Here is an 18,223-nt window from a genome sequence, read left to right as displayed (position 1 = left end):
TTCCATTCAATACATATCTGTCCGGGGAGTCAACCCAAAGGTGGGGAAGCTTCAGCATGAAAATGTGGTATGGAGACGGAAAGAATGCGGATATTTCAGCAGTAAGATTGTTCCGCCGCCAAATCCTGCGGATCGGCTTTTGCCATCAGGGGGCGGGACATCGGAAACAAGACGGAGTCATTCGGAAAACCGGAGGATTTTGGGCAGGCGGCACGCTTCAGGCTGTCCCGGGATTGATGCCGTGGTTCCACCCGTTAATACAATGGTACGACCAGGGTGGAACCCAGGGTCAGCCAGCAGGGCAGCGTGAGGAAGGAAGCCACCGTCGTTGTCAGCAGGATTTGAGTGCCCAGATCCGGATGACCGCCGAAACGTTTAGCCAGAATGACCGGAATGACGGCGGAGGGAATGGCTGCTTGGATGATGATGACGCGCTTGATATAATCATCCACTGGCAGGAAATAAGCCATCAGGAGCAGCAGCGCGGGGGCCAGCCCCAGGCGCGTCAGCAGGCCGCAAATGATGGGTTTGGGTTCCCATTTCATGTTATGCCACAAATCCCGCATGGAACAGCCGAACAGAATCAGGCAGAGGGGAGTGGCGCAGTTGCCGATCATTTCAAGAGTCTTCATCAGGGGCGGTTGGGCTACATAGGTTCCCAAACCGGACCAGGCAAGAGCCAGGCCCACGATAACGGCCAGCAGGGGGCCGCGGAAGAAAACGCCCATATTCAGATTGCCCGGGCCGCCCGCGATGATGATGACGCCGATGCTCCAGACGACCAGTTCACACCCCACATTGTGGACGAAAAGGACGCCCAGCGTGGGATCGTTGCCGGCGGCAAACAGCATCTGGATGATGGGAATGACGAAAAAAGCGTAGTTCTGCACTCCCGCCGTCAGGGTGAACGTACGAAGGCCCGTGCCGATGCGCATGCGCAGCATTTTCGCGACCAGCCATGCGGCCGCGATGCCCAGCAGAAGTTCCAGGGCCCCGGCTGCGATGGCCTGGAGGGAAAAGGAAACGCTGCTGAGCGTCTCATTTCCGGAGAGTACCATGTACTTCATGATGCTGTGGAAGACGAGGCAGGGATAGGCCACATCCATCGCGATGCGCATGATGGGCGCGTCATGGTCTGCCTGGATGACTTGCTTGTGGCGCAGATAGAAACCCGTGGCAAAGAAAAGATAAACGGGAATGGTGGAGAGAAAGGTGGTGAGGATGACGGCGCCGGTATCCATGGCAGAAGGAACTGTTTTTGCGTTAAATGAGCGTATAAAAAACAGGAATTTATTTCCTGTTCCAAGATAGAATCAGATGAATATAGTTATAGAAGATAACTCTATAATTTTATTTGCATTGATATTTTGTATGCGATTTTTCAAGTTTGTATTTTTCCGGAAAATCCTGAATGAGTTTATAAAATTTGGAATAGTATTCTTTTAAAGAAAAATCAGGTTGTTTATTTTTAATATAAGATGATGCCCGAGATAAGGCTACCCATCCTTCTTTTTTGTGCGTTTCAAATGCCTCCTTAAGTAATTTATGAATAGACTCAGGGATTTTTTTTCGTTTTTCTGATCCAGATTGAGAAGGCTTATTTTGTAGTGTATTATCTATTTTAGAGTCAGCAGTTTTTAATAAAATAAATTCATTGCAGCTTTTTTTAAAAGCCTCTGGAGTTTTCTTCTCTCCGATACCAATTACATAAACACCATGTTCCCTGACATATAGGGAAACGGGAGTGAAATCACAGTCGCTCGAAACAATGGCGAGGGCATCGTAAGATGACTGATACAATAAATCCAAGGCGTCAATAGTCAACGCCATATCCGTCGAGTTTTTTTTAGGAGTATAATTAAATTGCTGCTCCGCTTTTATGCCAAACCGGTTTAGCGAGTCTTTCCAGTTTTTTAAACTTTCCTTGCTCCAGTCGCCATAGGCTCTTTGAATCACAATACGGCCATATGCAGATATTTCCTGAATGACGCTTTCAAGCTTATCCAGAGCGACGTTTTCAGCATCAATCAGAAGGGCCAGTTTTTGAAATTTTCCCATCATGTTTTCCTTATCCAAGTGAGGAGTGTCTTCTAATTATTTCTCAATGGACAGGAATAATGTCAATTCCTTTATGCTGGGAAAAACCTTTGAGGGATTGGCTTTTTTCAATCCGCTGACGTCTGCGGTCGTTGCCCAGGCGGCGGATAGGCAGGTCACCCCCGCTTTGTTGCAGGCGGCCACATCTGAAACCGCATCCCCGATATAGTAAAATTCGTCTTTGTTCAAGTGGAAGTCATGCAGAAGCTCTTCAATGGCTTCTGCTTTATTGGGCCTGTCTTCCGCTCCGGTTTTGACGGAACAGAATAAATCCCGCATGCCGAATTGCTCAAGCGTGATACGGCAGCTTTTGTCTCCCTTCCCGGTAATCAGGGCGATAAGCACGCCAGCCTTTTGCAGGGTTTCTATCAATTCGCGTATGCCTTCATACGGAGCCGGGCATGATTGATGCATTTTTTCATAAACCGGGTAGAAATCATAGAGAGCTTCCCGCCATTTTTCTCCGGCGACTTTCTTGATCATTCCTACTTCATTCAGGCCGAACGTCTGCGTGATTTCCCGTTCGCTCAACGTGTGGCCGGCGTAGGGAGAAACCGCTTTTTCAAATGCCCTGATGCACATGGGGACCGTGTCCCCTATGGTTCCGTCCAGATCAAAAGCGATCAGCTTGATCATTGTTCCCGACTTCCGTTGATTTTACGAATAACCTTGCAGGGGTTCCCCGCCGCCAGACTGTCGGGAGGAATATTTTTGGTGACCACGCTGCCGGCTCCGATGACGCTTCCTTTTCCGATGGTAATGCCGGGCAGGATAATGACGCCGCCGCCAATCCAGCAGCCGTCTTCTATTGTTACCGGAAGAGCGTAGGTATGGCGGATGTATTCAATTCCTTCATCCGTTTCCACGGGAGTGAGGCGTTCATTCAGATCAATGGGGTGCGTAGCGGTGTAAATCTGTACGTTGGGGGCGATCAGCACATTGTTGCCGATGGTGATCCTGTTGCAGTCCACGAACGTGCAGCCCGTATTGACGGTGACGTTGTTTCCGATATGGATGTTGCGGCCGTAATCGCAGATGAAGGAATGGCCGATGGAGACCTTGGCGCCGATGCTGCCCAGCATTTCCTGCAGCACCTGCCGCTTTTCCTCTTTATGGTCGTAAGGCAGGGAATTGTATTTCATCAGGAGCCGGTGCGTCTTGTTCTTGAATTCCAGAAACACCTTGTCATGGCAGTCATACCATTCGCCCGCCATACATTTTTCCAGTTCAGTCATTATTTTCTCCTTTCTTAATCCTTATTACCGAATTATCTATAACGAACCTCGCCTACTTTCACAGGTAATGCCTTAATAATTTCTTGAAATGCCTCTAAATGGTTGTGTGGTTGTTTCCATACATATTCCTTTAGGAGTTCTGGTACCTCTCCAATTTTACCATCACTATTAGTAAATACAATGGTTACAATCGAAAATTTATCACCTTTTTGCATTTTTTCACTTATTGCATAATTAACTTCAGTTTCTAAGAAACCTTCATCCTTATAATTGGGGGTAATAAAGAAAATAGCAGCACAAGAATCCTTAAATCCTTGTAATATTCCTCTATGTAAAACTGTTCCTGCTGGCATTGCGTCCTCATCTAACCATACATCAAACCCCAATATATCCAATGTCTCTTTATATTGTCTAATCAACGGTTTATCTGTCCCTTTATGGCTCAGAAAAATTTTCATCTTTTTTACTCCCATCACACACTCATGTATTTCTAGAAGTTTTTGTAATTCACTTTTCAAATTACTACCGTCCTTTGAAAGTATAACGACGGAATCCATAAGAGATAAATGGAAAGAAGAAAATACTTTATCTCGAACACTATCTATATTTGACAAAATAATTGTCGATACGCCAGTATTGGCAATACTAAAATCAACAACTGAACTTACTACCATTGCTCTATTACCTGTGTGCTTAAAAATACAGATTATATAATTACCATATTCTCCAATCATCAAATTATATCCACTAACAATAGGCCAAGAAGCGCTATATTCAGGATATTTATTCTTGATTATTTCTGAATACTCTTTTTGAATAATTTCATTAGCGATAGTCATACTTTTTCCTCCTGTTTCTTTTTAAAATCAGCTATTTACTTCTGCTTCAAAGCATAAATACTATGTTGTAATCTCTAGATTCTCGGTCCTAAAAACTTGTCCCCATTCAAATGAATCATATGATCCGGCATATCTGCAATCCAAACCTCTGTTTCCCAAGCAAGCGTTTCGGAAAACCTCTTAAAAGTTTTAAAGTCAAGAAATGCAGTTACATAAATTTTACCCGCTGTAACTCCTTCTGTCATTTCTTCGATCTCTTTAATTCTTTTAGGCTCCATTGGCCCAACAGAAGTAACGGATTCAATAAAATACAGCCAATTTTTCTCTTCAGAGTATAGTATAATATCTGGCATTTTATCGTGGAGTGTAATTGTGAATCCAAGTCTTTGAAGCTTTTCTGAATTTTTAAACAAATCTTTTTTTTCAGTATCCCCTACATAAAGACATTCGGTGCTAGGTGCAAAGCGAGATGCAAATTCCTCAATAATAACCTTTTGTAGTTGATTATGTTTTCCAGGTGAAAAAGTAAAAGTTTCACCATTAATCCGTATAGGCATTTTTCGCATAGTGCGCTTGGAGGTATAGAGGTCAACAAGTGAATCGTGATTTTCTATAAACTGCTTCCAGTTTTTTTCCCAGGCCGCCGTACCAAAACTCTGAATCAAACTCAGCATTTCATCTGTTAAGCGATAGCGGTAGTTGGGGCTGTTGGTTGCCTTTCCGTTATCCTCAATGAATGCTGCATTTCTGAAATGGTGCATGGCTTGTTTGCGGAAGGTCTCACGGCTATTTTCTGCATAAGTCGTCCCGTAATTGTTGTTTGCAAATGCAATAACATCGTGAATTCGAATCCAATTATTTGTGGCAGAACCCCATGACTGTTTTTCTGTCAGATTTGCCATCGCAAGCAAGACACAGCAGCACATGCCATTCTGTTGCTTTGCGGGCACTTTCAAAGAATTGAGTATTTCTTTTGCTTCCTCTAATTTACTCATATATAGCTCCTTAAAATATTGTCACAAGTTGCTTCCGACATATCCCTAACACGGATCAGTTCCTTTCCCATCGCTTCAATCGTGTTTATGGGAGGAACCGGCATAGAATTGACTTCGGTAGAGTTTACCTGCGTTGATCCATTCAAAATCCGGTAATAGCTGTCATACAATGTAGAATTAAACAGCACATAGAGTCCATAAACAACACACTCTGATAATTCACGGAGTCCGCTGATAAAATTGATTTTATTCTGCGTGCTGATCTTCGTATATTCAGGATGTTTTCGGGCTAAATACACACCGCATTGCAGACGACGGTGTTCCTCTTTTGCTGTAAAGCGTTTTACAAACAGATAGTTAGTGTTCTCTTGTAAAAGTCCACTTTGTTTAGTAACGATGTACTCATGTTCTTTCCCCGCAGGAAATACCACCTTTCCGTCTTGAATGTGCTGTGAGTAAAACAGTGGAACAGCATTGTCTTCTGCGGAATCACGCAATGCTTCACGATTCCGAAAATCAACGGTTAACCCAGTTTTCATTTTTAGCCCAATATCCGGGAGTGTATCTGTCCACCGATTCAGTTTTTTTAAGGTTTGAACTTCTTCGCCGTTAGTCACGAGATAAACATAACAGTCATTTCCGTTTACTACCGTAGAATAGGGGGCTTCAAAAACAGTCCGATTGGAGAAATCTGCGTTACTCTGTGTGGTGGTAATAGTAATGGTTTCAGGATTTTTTGTATTTTTTTTTGCTTTGATGATAATAGTCTCTTGTAAAACGCTCTCTTTCTCAAATACTTTTTCCCGGCTAACAAAGAGATGGATATGCTCTAATGCGCCTTCTTCAAAGAAACGTCTGCGGAATTGCTTAAAGTACGCACCGGATGTCCACGAACGGGGGATGATATACACCATCTCGCCAGCCTCCCTGAGGTTGAACATACTCATAGTAGCAAACAGAAAATACAGGTTAGGTGCGCCATAACATACATCCGGCATTGCTATTGCCTCTGGTGCGTCTTTTGCAATCTTCATATAAGGCGGATTACCAATAACCATATCGAACTTATCAGCAGCCGGATTTGCCCCTAACATGCCGTTGTAATCAAGCATTTGGCCGAGGATATAATTATCAGTTACGATTCTATAAGAAATATCTTTCGCTGCCTGTTTACATGCCCACTCCAGATTTGAACGTAGCAAGTTAACAATGTTGGGATCATTTTCATAGCAAACGAGTTCTATGGTACCAAGCTCAGCAATAGATTCCAGTCGTTCAATGAGTGCGATAGAAAGAATACCTGAGCCAGCACCCGGATCAAGGATGCGGAGAGGATTACGCCCTTGAGGAATTGAAAACAGTCCCGCCATAAAAACAGCAGTTTCTTTGCTTGTAAAAAATTGTCCGTATTTTTTCCTTTTAGGCTTTGGCATACGGGCAATGTACTCGGCTGTAGCCGTACAAATATGATCAATCATTTTCATCACTTACAAAATCTTCACTATGTCGCCAATGTCGCAACCTAATGCAGCGCAAATCTTATATAAACTCTCCAGATGGCTTCGTTTTTTCCATCTTGGCAAGTACATTGAAGCTGATACCGGATGTGTCTTTCAAATCTGTCCGGTTTGTTTTTTTATCAGTCAACAACTTCCGGGGTTTATTGTAGAAAATAGGCATCGCAATTCTCTGTTCCAAATTTAGGCTAGTTATATTATAGCACAAATCGACGATGTCCACAAGATAATCTCATCAGAATATGAGATGTTCTCTATAAAGAAAAAGTCACCCGCAGGAGCTTAGTTGCTTCCACGGGCAGCAGTGCTTGATTGGGCTCTAATCCTGTTTTTTTCGCCCTACCAACCCACTTCAATGCGACGCAGTTCGCCCTGTACAGCGGCAAGCTGGTTGCTCAGTTCTCGGATTGCCTTGCACAATCACGTCCCTACAGGTCAGGTGGCAGGTGATATAGTCTTGCTTCGCCAGTCTGAAGATCTTGGCAAAGGTTTCAATCTGCCGGTTTTCCTTTGGTGGTACCCGAATGCACCCGTTTTGTTACACCAGTAGTTATTCGTTGCCCATATTGCCAGTCTTTGCAGCAGGATTGATCTGCAAGATGTGATACTTGACAGTGTGGTTGAAAATGTAGCTCAGTTGGGTGTGGACATTCTTGAGATAGTCCAGTGAATAGGTTTTACCATCTGATTCTGTGTGCTGCCGTGTCTCGTTCTGCCAGTCGATCACGTCATAGGTGGTGATCTCCGAGAGCTTGCGTTTTTTGAAATACGGCAAAATCTTTGTGTAGATGATATACTCTTTACCGATCTCAAAGAATAACAAAAAACTCTGCCAACCTTCTTTTACAGAAAGTCAGCAGGACCTTTTTGCTCTTACTATAGGATGGAATGCGATAGCTTAACCTACAAACTGCTTGACCCTTGAAACAAGAACAAACAAAACAACTTGGATATCTGCTATCATTTTGCTTTCAAATGGGAAATAAAGTTTTCGAAAATATTTATTCTCAAAGTTTTATATCCCATTACATTCACTTTTTATTTACTCCCACTCGATGGAAGCCGGGGGCTTGGTGGAGATGTCGTAAAGGACGCGGTTGATGCCCTTTACTTCATTGAGGATGCGGTTGCTGGTTTCCCTCAGCAGGGCCGGGGGGAGTTCCACCCAGTCCGCCGTCATGGCGTCTTCCGACACGATGGCGCGCAGGTTGGTGGCCCATTCATAGGAGCGTTCGTCCCCCTTCACACCCACCGTTTTTACGGGAATGAGGCCGGCGTAGGCCTGCCAGACTTTGTCGTACCAACCGTATTTCTTCAGGTTGCCGATGAAGATGGCATCGCATTCCCGGATGATGTCCAGGCGTTCTTTGGTGACCACGCCGGGGCAGCGCACGGCCAGGCCGGGACCGGGGAAGGGGTGGCGCCACAGAATGTCATGCGGGATGCCCATGGAAGCGCCCAGTTCCCGCACTTCGTCCTTGAACAGTTCCGCCAGGGGTTCCAATACTTTCCCCTGCGCCTGGAGTTCCAGCACGCGTTCCACGCGATTGTGGTGGGTCTTGATGACGGAGGCCTTGGATTTGGCGTTGGAGGCGCTTTCGATCACGTCCGGATACAGGGTGCCCTGGGCGAGCATTTCCGCGTCTCCCACGGCATCCCAGAAAACGTCGATGAACAGGCCTCCGATGATACGGCGTTTCTTTTCCGGATCGCTTTCTCCATCCAGAGCCGCCAGGAAGCGTTCGGAAGCATCCACCGTTTCAATTTCCACGTTCATGCGGGCGAAATTGGCCCGCACTTCCTCCGCCTCGTTTTTGCGGAGCAGGCCGTTATCCACAAAGATGGCGCGCATGTTCACGCCCGCTTCATGCAGCAGAACGGCCAGCACGGTGCTGTCTACGCCGCCGGAGACGCCACAGACCACCTGCTTGTCGCCCACGCGCTCCCGGATTTCCCGGATGAGTTCCCTTTTAAAGTCTCCGATGTCGAATTTTTTGAGGTTGGCCGCGCAGGAAAGGAAGTTGCGCAGGATTGTGCGCCCTTCATGGGAATGGGTCACTTCCGGATGAAACTGGATGCCGAAGGTGGTTTCTCCCCATTGGAGGGAGACAGGGACGCCTTCCGCATTGCGGGCGATGACGCGGCAGCCTTCCGCCAGATGGTCCACCGTGTCCGAATGGCTCATCCATACCTGGGAGGAGGGGGACATGTCCCGGTACAGGCCCGTGCAGGTTTCCGGCAGCAGGGCGGCGGGGCCGTATTCCCGCTTGTTGCTGGCTTTTACGGTGCCGCCGTGCTTGATGTTCAGCAGCTGCATGCCGTAGCACACGCCCAGGACGGGGACATTCAGGCTCTGGAGCCATTCAAAGTCAATGTCCGGGGCGTCCGCATCCGTGGTGCTTTTGGGGCCGCCGGAAAGGATGACGGCGCCGGGTTCGTGAATCTGGTCCAAGTCTTCCAGCGCATACAGCTTGGCCATGTAGCCCAGTTCGCGCACGCGGCGCACGATGAGCTGGGTGTATTGGGAGCCGAAGTCAATGACGGCTACGAGGTGCTTGTCGTCCATGTGGGAGAGGAGTTAACAGGAATAATTGACGGGTTCTTCCGTGATGGTGATATCGTGGGGATGGCTTTCTTTCAGGCCGCCGGAGGTGATTTGAACAAACCGGGCCTTGTCCCGAAGTTCCTCCAGGTTGTGCGCGCCCAGGTAGCCCATGCCGGAGCGCAGGCCGCCCATGAGCTGGAATACCACGTCCGCCAGCATGCCCTTGTACGGAACGCGCGCTTCCACGCCTTCCGCGACGAGCTTGCCGGAGCTGTTCTGCCCGTAGCGGTCGCCGGAACCGCGGCGCATGGCTCCCAGGGAGCCCATGCCGCGATACTGCTTGAAGTGGCGGCCCTGGTAATGAACCACTTTGCCGGGGCTTTCTTCCGTACCTGCCAGCAGTCCGCCCAGCATCACCAGGTCGGCGCCGGCGGCCAGGGCTTTCACAATGTCCCCGGAATAGCGGATGCCGCCGTCCGCAATGACGGTGACGCCCGCGGGACGCGCCACGGAGGCTACCTCCTGAATGGCAGTGAATTGGGGCATGCCCACGCCGGAGATGACGCGGGTGGTGCAAATGGAGCCGGGACCCACGCCCACCTTGATGGCCTGCACGCCCGCCTTGATGAGGTCGGCCGCTCCTTCCGCCGTAACCACGTTGCCGGCTACGATGGGACGGTCCGTCAGCTTGCGGAGGTTGGAAACCACATCCATCACGCGGGTCGTGTGTCCCGTGGCGGCGTCAATGAACAGGGCGTCCGCTCCGGCGGAAATCAGGGCTTTGGCGCGGTCCAGATAATCGGGGCCCACACCCACGGCGGCGCCGCAGCGCAGGTGGCCGTGTTCGTCCTTGGAAGCGTCTGCAAACATGGCGCGCTTCTGGATGTCCGTTTCCGTGATAAGGCCGGCCAGCACGCCGTGTTCATCCACCAAAGGAAGCTTTTCAATGCGGTGGGTGTAAAGGATGTGGCGCGCTTCCTCAATGGTCGTGGTGGGAGCCGCCGTAATCAGGCGGGGAAGGGGAGTCATGACGTCCTCGACCCGGACATTCTGGTAATCGTCCACGCCGCGCATGTCGCGGCCGGTGATGATGCCTTCCAGCTTGCGGTTGGCATCCACGACGGGGAAGCCGGAATAGCCTTGGTCCATCATGATCTGGTGGACTTCTTCCAGCGTCATGTCCTTGTTGACCGTGACGGGGTTCGGGATGACCGCGTTTTCAAAACGCTTCACGCGGGAAACCATGGCCGCCTGGATGTCAATGGGGTTGTTGCGGTGGATGACGGCCAGGCCGCCTTCCCGCGCCAGGGCAATCGCCAGTTCCGATTCGGAAACGGTATCCATGGCCGCGGACAACACGGGGATTTTCATGTCAAAGCCGGGAACAAGCTGGGAACTGATGTCCGCGTCGCCGGGAAGAATCGCGCTCAGGCGGGGCAGCAGGAGCACGTCATCAAAACTTAATCCAAGAGGGAAATCTGCCATGCGATAATCTATAGCCGGACAACCTCTGACGCAAGCCGAAACACAGGAGAATCTTATTTTTGAATGAGCGGCGCAGTTCCTTTCTCTGCCCCATGCCATATTCGCGGGCGTTTCCGTTTCCCGTGCAGAAACTCTTCCCTCTTGAAATGGGGAGGCCGCCTGCCTATCCTGAAAAAGAAATGACGTCCATGAATGCTCCCGAACCTTACCGAGTCCTGTTTGTCTGTCTGGGCAACATCTGCCGCTCTCCTGCCGCGGAAATCATTTTCAAAAAAATGGTCGCAGAACAAGGTCTGGAACATTTGATTGAGAGCGATTCCGCTGGAATGATCGGTTACCATCGGGGCTGCCCTCCGGATAGCCGGATGCTGACGGCGCTGAAAAAATACGGATATGAGGATCCGGGGCTTAAGTCGCGCCCCGTGCGGAAAGAGGATTTGGAACAATTTGACCTGATTGTGGGAATGGACCGTGAAAATCTGCGGGATTTGAAACGGTTGGATAAAAAGGGACAGTGGGCAGGCAAGATAGCGCCCATGTGTTTTTTCACGGCTCGTTTTCCGGATGAAGAAGTGCCGGATCCCTATTATGGGGGGCAGGAAGGCTTTGAATATGTGGTAAAACTGCTTCAGGACGGTTGCGGCAATCTGCTGGAACGTTTGAAGGAGCAGCTTTCCTTGTAAATTCAGGCGTGGAGGCTGGGAAAGTGGTGGTTTATCCTGCTTTCTCTCCATTCAGACATGCCGGGGTTGCTGAACATGCCCGCAGGCGATAACCGTTTTTATGGATTTTGGATTTCTTTTCCAATTCAGGGAGATCATGCTTTTTCGTTGAAGAGTTCATGAATCCATGTTAAATGAAAAATTGCTGTGTTTCATGGCGCGCAGTTAAAGGCCATTTGGATATGTTGCTTCCGGAATTTTCCATATGGGCCAGAGTTTTCCATTCGGAAGCGCAGAGAAGAAATTTTTACCATTTATTGAACCACGGCTGAGGCCAGGGGGCATCCCGTGTTGGACGTGTTGAAACAGGAGGTTTTGTTGTTATGGATAAGGAACGGATAAAAATTATTGCAGTTTTTCCAAGATGGGGATGATGCAATGTTTGCGTTTCAATAGCTAATCCGATTCAAACCATGAAAGAACAATCCTTTGATAACGATGTCAATTCCCTGACGGGCACGAGCAATTCCAATAGCGGAGCTCCCTCCGCGATCGACGAACAAGCGCCAACGGACGCTTTTGAAAGAAGCTGGGACTGGGATTTTGAAGTCAGGGAGCTGGGGCCTGATGAGATGGCCGAATGCAAGGTGACCATGGGCGCCGACGATCTGGCTAACTTGACCGTGGATGGAGAAGAACGGCTGGACATCGGCCCGCGCGGACAGTACGGAGGCGGCAGTTACGAGCCGCAGACGGCTTCTTTCAGCATTGAGCCCGGAATGCATCGGGCGCATGTGGACTATAGCAATATTTCCATTCCCAATGCCAATAACAACATTGCCAAATTCTCCTTTGACCTAAAGGTGGAAATTACCAACCGGCAAACGGGTTCTTCTTCCTCCTATGTGCCCCCGGAGGCGGAAACGGAGCCAGTGGACAACAACGACGAGGGCGACGATGATCCATGCGGAGGCTCCAGCAGCGGAAGCAGCAGTTCTCCCAACAGCAGTTCCAGCAATCCATGCCCTAATGGCGACAACGGCGGGGATGAGGATGAGACTGATCCGGACAATCCTTTTTCCCCGGATGACTGCATGGACAACCGGGGCGGTTCCCCCAGCGCGTCTGCCGTGCGCAGCCTGGTTTCCTCCGCCTATGGAAAGTTCTCTTCCGCAGGCAAACGGGTAACTGCCCAGACGCGGAAAACCAGCATGGTATGGCGCACCAGCTTCGGTTCCTTCCGCGGTATGGAAGGCGTGCCGTACGGGATGCTGGAAATTGTGGCTTATCACTTCTCTTCCAGGTTGTGGACGCCCGCAGCCCTGCAATACCTGCATCCCATGGCCAGCTGTATTCTGCCCCCTTCCGGTCGGGAGCTGGGGGCTGATATGGCATTCCAGATCCGGAACGGAGGCACCTGCGCCAACTATTACTGCTATGCCGGCGCGGCCAGTGCAGGCTCCATCGGCGGCTCGCGGAAAAGGACGGGTTCTGTTTCCATGGCGTATGCCGCGGCAGAGGGGCGTGCCGTCTCGGCTTCCGCCAGCGCGGCGGAAATGAGGGTCAGCAACGCCGGGGGCAATACAGTCATCTACGGCGGTTCTTCCGTTTCCGCTTTGGGCGCGGCCTCCGGCTACCGGACCAGGCTGGGTTCTTCATGGACGGCTCAGGATTTTGCCAATTACCTGGACATCGTCCGAAGCGCAGATGATGTCATCTGCCAGGTCTGGAACCTGTGGGACGGTCTGGCCAATATTGAGAACGTGACGGATACGGGCTATGTGATCGCCTTTTATCTGCCCGAGCAGGTGGGGGCCAAAAACGTTTCCACCGGTCTTTACGCCGTTACGGGGGCGCCTTTTAAAACCTTCACCATTGAGGGCAATGCGGAGACCGGCAAACTCACCGTCACGGAGCAGGCGGAAGGGCGCGCGCCTTACGTCACCCGCTACTGGCAGGGGACGGGAAGGGCCTGGTGCATGTCCCAGGGGGAAGGGGAAGACGCGATTTACACGATCCGTGAAAGGCAGGAGGTTTCTTCGGGGATTTGGAAGCTCTTTACTACCGTGCAGCGCGGGGAAAACGGCGCTCCTATTTCCCGGGTGTGCGAAACCTATGAACAGGGCCGCAGCGGCAACCTGTGCACCAGCCGTATTGAGGCTTATGGAACCGACTATGCCCGTGAAACGACTTACGCTTATAACGCCGTGGGCAAACTGATCCGGGAGACGGCTCCCGACGGAGGCGAAAAGACCTGGTCCTACGACGTCTTCGGGCGTGAAACCGTCCGGATGGAACCCTGGGCGGGCGGGGGAAGGAAGGGCACCTATACCTATTACCGTTGCTCCGACCATGCCGATCCGGATATTGCGTACCAGTACGTGGTGCTCACTATGAACGCCGCCCGGCTGACGGATACGCATTACGCCTATACGGAAGCCAACCATGTGCGCCGTGTGGAAAAACGCACCACGGCGTTGGGCGCGGAGGGAGAGCAGCTGGAAGTGACGGAAACGTGGCTGCCGGCGGCGCCTAACGAATACGCCCGGGGGAGGTTGAAGATGAAGCAGTCCGCCAGCGGCGTGCAGACGGTCTATGGCTATGAGGCGGCCAGCCAGTACGGCGCCCTCTACAGGGAGACCAGGGAAACGCAGATAGCGGGGCAGGCCGTGCCGGGGCACAGCACGAGGAAAGTCACGTACGTTTCCGCTCACGGAAATAACACGCGCGTTGAGAAATACGCCTTGCTGACGGATGGAACCTGGGCGCTGACGGATACGGCGGATTACGAATACGACAAGGAAAACCGGTGGATTAAGCGTACGCGCGGCAACGGCAGGGTGACGGAACGGGAGATGATGTGCTGCGGCCCCTTGTGGGAAAAGGATGAAGACGGCATCATGACTACTTACTCCTACAATACGGCGCGCCAGCTGGTGGAAGTCAGCCGGTCGGAAGTCACGGACGGAGAAACAATCGTCACGCCTGAAACCATCGTCAGCTACACTCGGGACGCCTTCGGCAGAATCCTGCAAACGCGCCGGGACGTCGGCCCCATGACGACGATGGAAAGCAGGGCTTATGATTTGCTGGGGCAGCTGGTGCAGGAAACGGACGTATTAGGGAGGAGCAATACGCGTGCCTACAGTGCGGACGGCCTGACGGAAACCGTCACCACGCCGACGGGCGCGACGCTCGTCACTATCCGCCATGCGGACGGAACCGTACTGGAACAGAGCGGCACGGGGCAGAGGCATCTCCTCTACCGTACGGAATACTCCGCGGAAGGCGTGGTCCGTTCCACGCTGCTTCCCCGGGCGGAGGGAGAACCGGCGCTGGTGGAACAAACCGTCACGGACGGCAGGGGCAACATGGTGCGCGTCTCCCGGGCAAACGCCAACGGCGGCCTTATTCATGACCGGCGCGCTTTTGATCTGAACAACAGGCTTTTGCGGCAGCAGGTGGATGGAATGGCTCCGTTGCTTTATGACTATGACCCGTTTGGCAATATCGTCAAAACCACGCTCAAGCTGGCCGAAAACCCCACATCCGCCAACTCCCTAGTCACGGAGTACGCCTATGCCCGCCGGCAGCGGGAAGACGGCGTGTACCGGGTAACCACAGTCACGCGCTGCAACAGCCAGGGAACAACATATACGGAAAGCACGGCTGAACTGGTTTCCTTCCTGTCCCCCTCGCTGGCCGGAAAAAACATCTCTACCGATCCGCGGGGCAATGAAACCCTGCAATGGACGGAATACGCGGCTCCGGCCAGACGGACGGTAAAAACGCAGTCTCCGGCTTCTTCCGTCATTGCGGAAACTGTCGTCATAGACGGTTACGCCGTATCCCGGAAAGACCATGCGGGAGTTTTGACCGCCTCTTCCCGCGCTTATACGGCCAGCGGCAGCACGGAGACTTATACGGACGCCCGCGGCAATGCCGCCGTTACCGTCTTTGACATCGCCGGACGTGAAACAGCCAGGACGGACGCCGCCGGCAATACGACCGCCATCCAGTATGACCCGTCCACGGCTTCCCCCTCCTGCGTCACGGATGCTTTGGGCAACACGGCCTGCTACGCTTATGACCCGCGGGGACGCAAAACCGCCGAATACGGTACGGCCCTTCAGCCCTCCGTCTTTGGCTACGACGATGCGGACAGGCTGGTATCCCTCATGACGTTCCGCGTTCCGGGGGAAACCATCGCTGCCGATCCGCGGGAACGGACGGACGGGGACGTGACGGCGTGGAGCTATGACGACGCCTCCGGCCTGATGACGGCTAAAACCTATGCCGACGGCCATGGGGAAAGCTACTCTTACGATGACTGGAACAGGCTGGCGGTTAAACGACAGGCCCGGACGGTGGACGGGCAGGGAACGCCTCTGGCGACTTCTTATGCCTACGATCCGCAGACGGGCAACCTGGTCTCCGTCACTCACAACGACGCGACTCCTTCCATCACCTGCACCTACAATCACCTTAACCTGCTTACGCAGGTCACGGACGATTCCGGCACGAGGACGCTGGCTTACAACCAATATAATGAAGCGGAATCGGAAACTGCGGCAGGGCTGGCGGCAAGCGCGCTCAACTATCTGCGCGACGGTCTGGGGCGGCCTTCGGGCTACAGTCTGCATTACGGGGAGGGCGTTGTTCAGCAGACGGCCTGGGAATATGACGGTTGCGGACGTCTTTCTACGGTCTCGCTCAATAACGGCTCCGATCCCTTCGTCTATGGCTACCACGCCGTCAACGGACTGCTGGAAACGCTCGATTACCCCAATACCCTCCGGAGATGGTACACCCGGGAAGAAAAACGGGATCTGCTGACCAGAATCGACTATCTGCGTCCCGGCAGCGCCAACTACCCGGCCAAAACCGACTACGCCTATGACGCGCTGGGGCGGCCCACAGAAAAGAAGGACTACTTCAATACCCCTGCTCCCGGCCTGATGCACAGCTACAGTTACAACGGCCGCGGCGAACTGGCCGCCGACGCGATGAGCCGGGGAGGGACATATTCCTATGCGTATGACAACATCGGCAACCGCGTCACCTCCCGGGAAGGTTCGGGCGCGTCAGCGGCGGCGTACACGGCCAACAGTCTGAACCAGTACACGGCCATCACCCGGGAGGAAGAAGCGTCTTTTGCGCCTGGCTATGATGCTGACGGCAACCAGACGAAGATTCAAACGTCTACGGGAGAATGGGAAGTTTCTTATAATGCCCTGAACCAGGCGGCAAGGTTCATTCAAGGGAACAAGAGGGTGGAGTGCCGCTACGACTATCTGAACAGACGGATTGAGAAATCCGTCTATGAAGGAGAAGTCCTGATGTCGAAGAAACGGTTCATCTATCACGGCTACCTGCAAATCGCGGAACTGGACGCCGCCGACGCGACGGAAACAGCAATGCCCGTACTGCGAAAAACCTATCTGTGGGATCCGCTGGAACCGGTAGCTACGCGCATTCTGGCCATGAGCCTCTTTGATGAAACGGGAACTTATGTGGAAGACCTGTACTACACGCATGACCTGTTAAAAAACGCTACGGCGCTCTTCGGCATCCGCGCGGGACGCCGCTCCTTGTACGAATACGGCCCGTATGGGAATATTCTCAGGATGGAAGGGAATGCCGCAGAGGATAATCCGTTCCGGTTCTCCAGCGAATACGCTGATGACGAACTGGGGCTGGTTTACTACAATTACCGCTATTATAATCCCCAAAATGGCAGGTGGGTAAGCAGGGATCCAATGGTGGAAAGACCTCAGGAAAATCTGTATGGCTATGTGGGAAATTTTCCCAGCGCTTTTATAGATGTACAAGGAAAATTTGGGTTTGCATTGCCGGCGTTGTTGAATCCAGTTGGATTGATAGTTGCAGCTGTTGCAGTAACCACCGTAGCCATTACTGAAGTTATTGCCCCAGGAACGACAGAAAAAGTTATTAAAAAAATATCTGAGAATGTAATTCCTAAAGTCGAGCCAATTGCCGTGCCTTATCCAGATATTCCAAAACCTGGTGATTGTTCGGAAGCAGAACAAAAATATTTACAAGACAAAGTGAATAGAGCAAAGAAAGAGGTTGGTAAAAGTGGAAAGTGTACGGGCGATGACTGTTGCTATATATTAAAAATGAAAAAGAAATCATGGTTAATGCTTGCTAGTGCTAGGAGTCATATTAATAATAAATGTTTTAAGGGTGGAAATAAAACTCATCAAGAACAAGCGAAAGATGCTTGGAATAATTTATCAAAATGTGAAAAATTCATAGAAGAAAAATGCAATTATTAAAAAAAGAATCTTTAGAAATAAATTTTCCGATATTGCCGATTCCAAATAACATTAAAGATGAAAATGAATTTGAAGATATAACATATATTCAAGGGAAATCGTGGATATCTTTGAAAGCTAGTGATTGTAAATATATATGGGATTTTTTTTCTGTTTTCAGCAACGAGGCTTTTAGATATTATTTGCCTGCTGTTATTTATATTTCATTTGAAGAGCTGATTAAATTTCAAAAATTGAAAGATTCAAATCTCTTAGTAGATTGCACATGTCAGAATATGATCGGTAGAATGCGTGACGATTTGGATATCTTTAAAAAGTTTTCTTCTGTTCAGTTACGAACCATTTTGGAATGGCTACTTGATCTTGGCGAAAAAAATAGTGGACTTAACCCATATGATTATAAAGAATGTGTTACTTGGTTATCACTATTAGTGGAGGAGAAAAATATTGAAACTATATAGAGTAATTTCATAAGATTTTTTTATATATTATTAATGATGTTAGGTCAAAACTATAAAAATTACTACTATTCTAAAATTATTTAATATT

14 protein-coding genes are annotated in these 18,223 nt (G+C 50.5%); 3 read left to right on the top strand and 11 right to left on the bottom strand.

Going from position 1 to position 18,223, the window contains the following annotated elements:
- Nucleotides 1-254: 254 nt before the first annotated feature.
- The 11 genes from B3075_RS02505 to guaB all read right to left on the bottom strand — a co-directional run bounded on the left by B3075_RS02505 (nucleotide 255) and on the right by guaB (nucleotide 10,713).
- On the bottom strand, nucleotides 255-1,241 hold the full coding sequence (locus B3075_RS02505; protein ID WP_094136721.1) for an AEC family transporter: 987 nt from the start codon (nucleotides 1,239-1,241) through the stop codon (nucleotides 255-257).
- Nucleotides 1,242-1,350: 109 nt separating this feature from the next.
- Nucleotides 1,351-2,076 (bottom strand): NYN domain-containing protein, encoded by a 726-nt coding sequence (locus B3075_RS02500; protein WP_215833645.1) that lies wholly within the window; start codon nucleotides 2,074-2,076, stop codon nucleotides 1,351-1,353.
- A gap of 18 nt (nucleotides 2,077-2,094) precedes the next feature.
- The gene (locus B3075_RS02495) at nucleotides 2,095-2,733 is read right to left on the bottom strand and encodes an HAD family hydrolase (protein ID WP_290489428.1); all 639 of its coding nucleotides are present in this window, start codon (nucleotides 2,731-2,733) and stop codon (nucleotides 2,095-2,097) included.
- A complete protein-coding gene (locus B3075_RS02490) occupies nucleotides 2,730-3,335 on the bottom strand; it encodes a sugar O-acetyltransferase (protein ID WP_102737660.1) in 606 nt (201 codons plus the stop codon). Before B3075_RS02490 ends, B3075_RS02495 begins: the two co-directional genes overlap by 4 nt.
- 29 nt (nucleotides 3,336-3,364) lie before the next feature.
- The gene (locus B3075_RS02485) at nucleotides 3,365-4,171 is read right to left on the bottom strand and encodes a toll/interleukin-1 receptor domain-containing protein (protein ID WP_288928169.1); all 807 of its coding nucleotides are present in this window, start codon (nucleotides 4,169-4,171) and stop codon (nucleotides 3,365-3,367) included.
- A 74-nt stretch (nucleotides 4,172-4,245) separates the two neighbouring features.
- A complete protein-coding gene (locus B3075_RS02480; RefSeq protein WP_290489432.1) occupies nucleotides 4,246-5,166 on the bottom strand; it encodes a BsuBI/PstI family type II restriction endonuclease in 921 nt (306 codons plus the stop codon).
- On the bottom strand, nucleotides 5,163-6,644 hold the full coding sequence (locus tag B3075_RS02475) for an Eco57I restriction-modification methylase domain-containing protein (protein ID WP_290489434.1): 1,482 nt from the start codon (nucleotides 6,642-6,644) through the stop codon (nucleotides 5,163-5,165). Before B3075_RS02475 ends, B3075_RS02480 begins: the two co-directional genes overlap by 4 nt.
- A 9-nt stretch (nucleotides 6,645-6,653) precedes the next feature.
- Nucleotides 6,654-6,755, bottom strand: coding sequence for a helix-turn-helix domain-containing protein (locus tag B3075_RS10390; protein ID WP_343125170.1), 102 nt, complete (start codon nucleotides 6,753-6,755; stop codon nucleotides 6,654-6,656).
- Between the two features lie 478 nt (nucleotides 6,756-7,233).
- Nucleotides 7,234-7,506: a hypothetical protein gene (locus B3075_RS02470; protein ID WP_290489436.1), complete on the bottom strand. Its 273-nt coding sequence runs from the start codon at nucleotides 7,504-7,506 to the stop codon at nucleotides 7,234-7,236.
- 219 nt (nucleotides 7,507-7,725) lie between these two features.
- On the bottom strand, nucleotides 7,726-9,249 hold the full coding sequence (gene guaA / locus B3075_RS02465; RefSeq protein WP_290489438.1) for a glutamine-hydrolyzing GMP synthase: 1,524 nt from the start codon (nucleotides 9,247-9,249) through the stop codon (nucleotides 7,726-7,728).
- Nucleotides 9,250-9,261: 12 nt separating this feature from the next.
- A complete protein-coding gene (gene guaB / locus B3075_RS02460; RefSeq protein WP_094136725.1) occupies nucleotides 9,262-10,713 on the bottom strand; it encodes an IMP dehydrogenase in 1,452 nt (483 codons plus the stop codon).
- Between the two features lie 188 nt (nucleotides 10,714-10,901).
- Between guaB and B3075_RS02455 the strand changes: the two genes are divergently transcribed.
- From B3075_RS02455 to B3075_RS02445, 3 genes are all read left to right on the top strand, one after another.
- A complete protein-coding gene (locus B3075_RS02455) occupies nucleotides 10,902-11,396 on the top strand; it encodes a low molecular weight protein-tyrosine-phosphatase (RefSeq protein ID WP_290489440.1) in 495 nt (164 codons plus the stop codon).
- 452 nt (nucleotides 11,397-11,848) lie between these two features.
- Complete coding sequence (locus B3075_RS02450; protein WP_290489442.1) at nucleotides 11,849-17,674, top strand: RHS repeat-associated core domain-containing protein; 5,826 nt, start codon at nucleotides 11,849-11,851, stop codon at nucleotides 17,672-17,674.
- Nucleotides 17,662-18,135 (top strand): hypothetical protein, encoded by a 474-nt coding sequence (locus B3075_RS02445; RefSeq protein WP_290489444.1) that lies wholly within the window; start codon nucleotides 17,662-17,664, stop codon nucleotides 18,133-18,135. The genes B3075_RS02450 and B3075_RS02445 overlap by 13 nt, the downstream gene beginning before the upstream one ends.
- Nucleotides 18,136-18,223 lie beyond the last annotated feature (88 nt).

Origin of the sequence: Akkermansia sp. UBA7090, from assembly GCF_002493465.1 — a bacterium.
GTDB classification, from domain to species: Bacteria; Verrucomicrobiota; Verrucomicrobiia; order Verrucomicrobiales; family Akkermansiaceae; genus Akkermansia; species Akkermansia muciniphila_A.
This window is presented reverse-complemented; position numbering and strand designations above follow the sequence as displayed.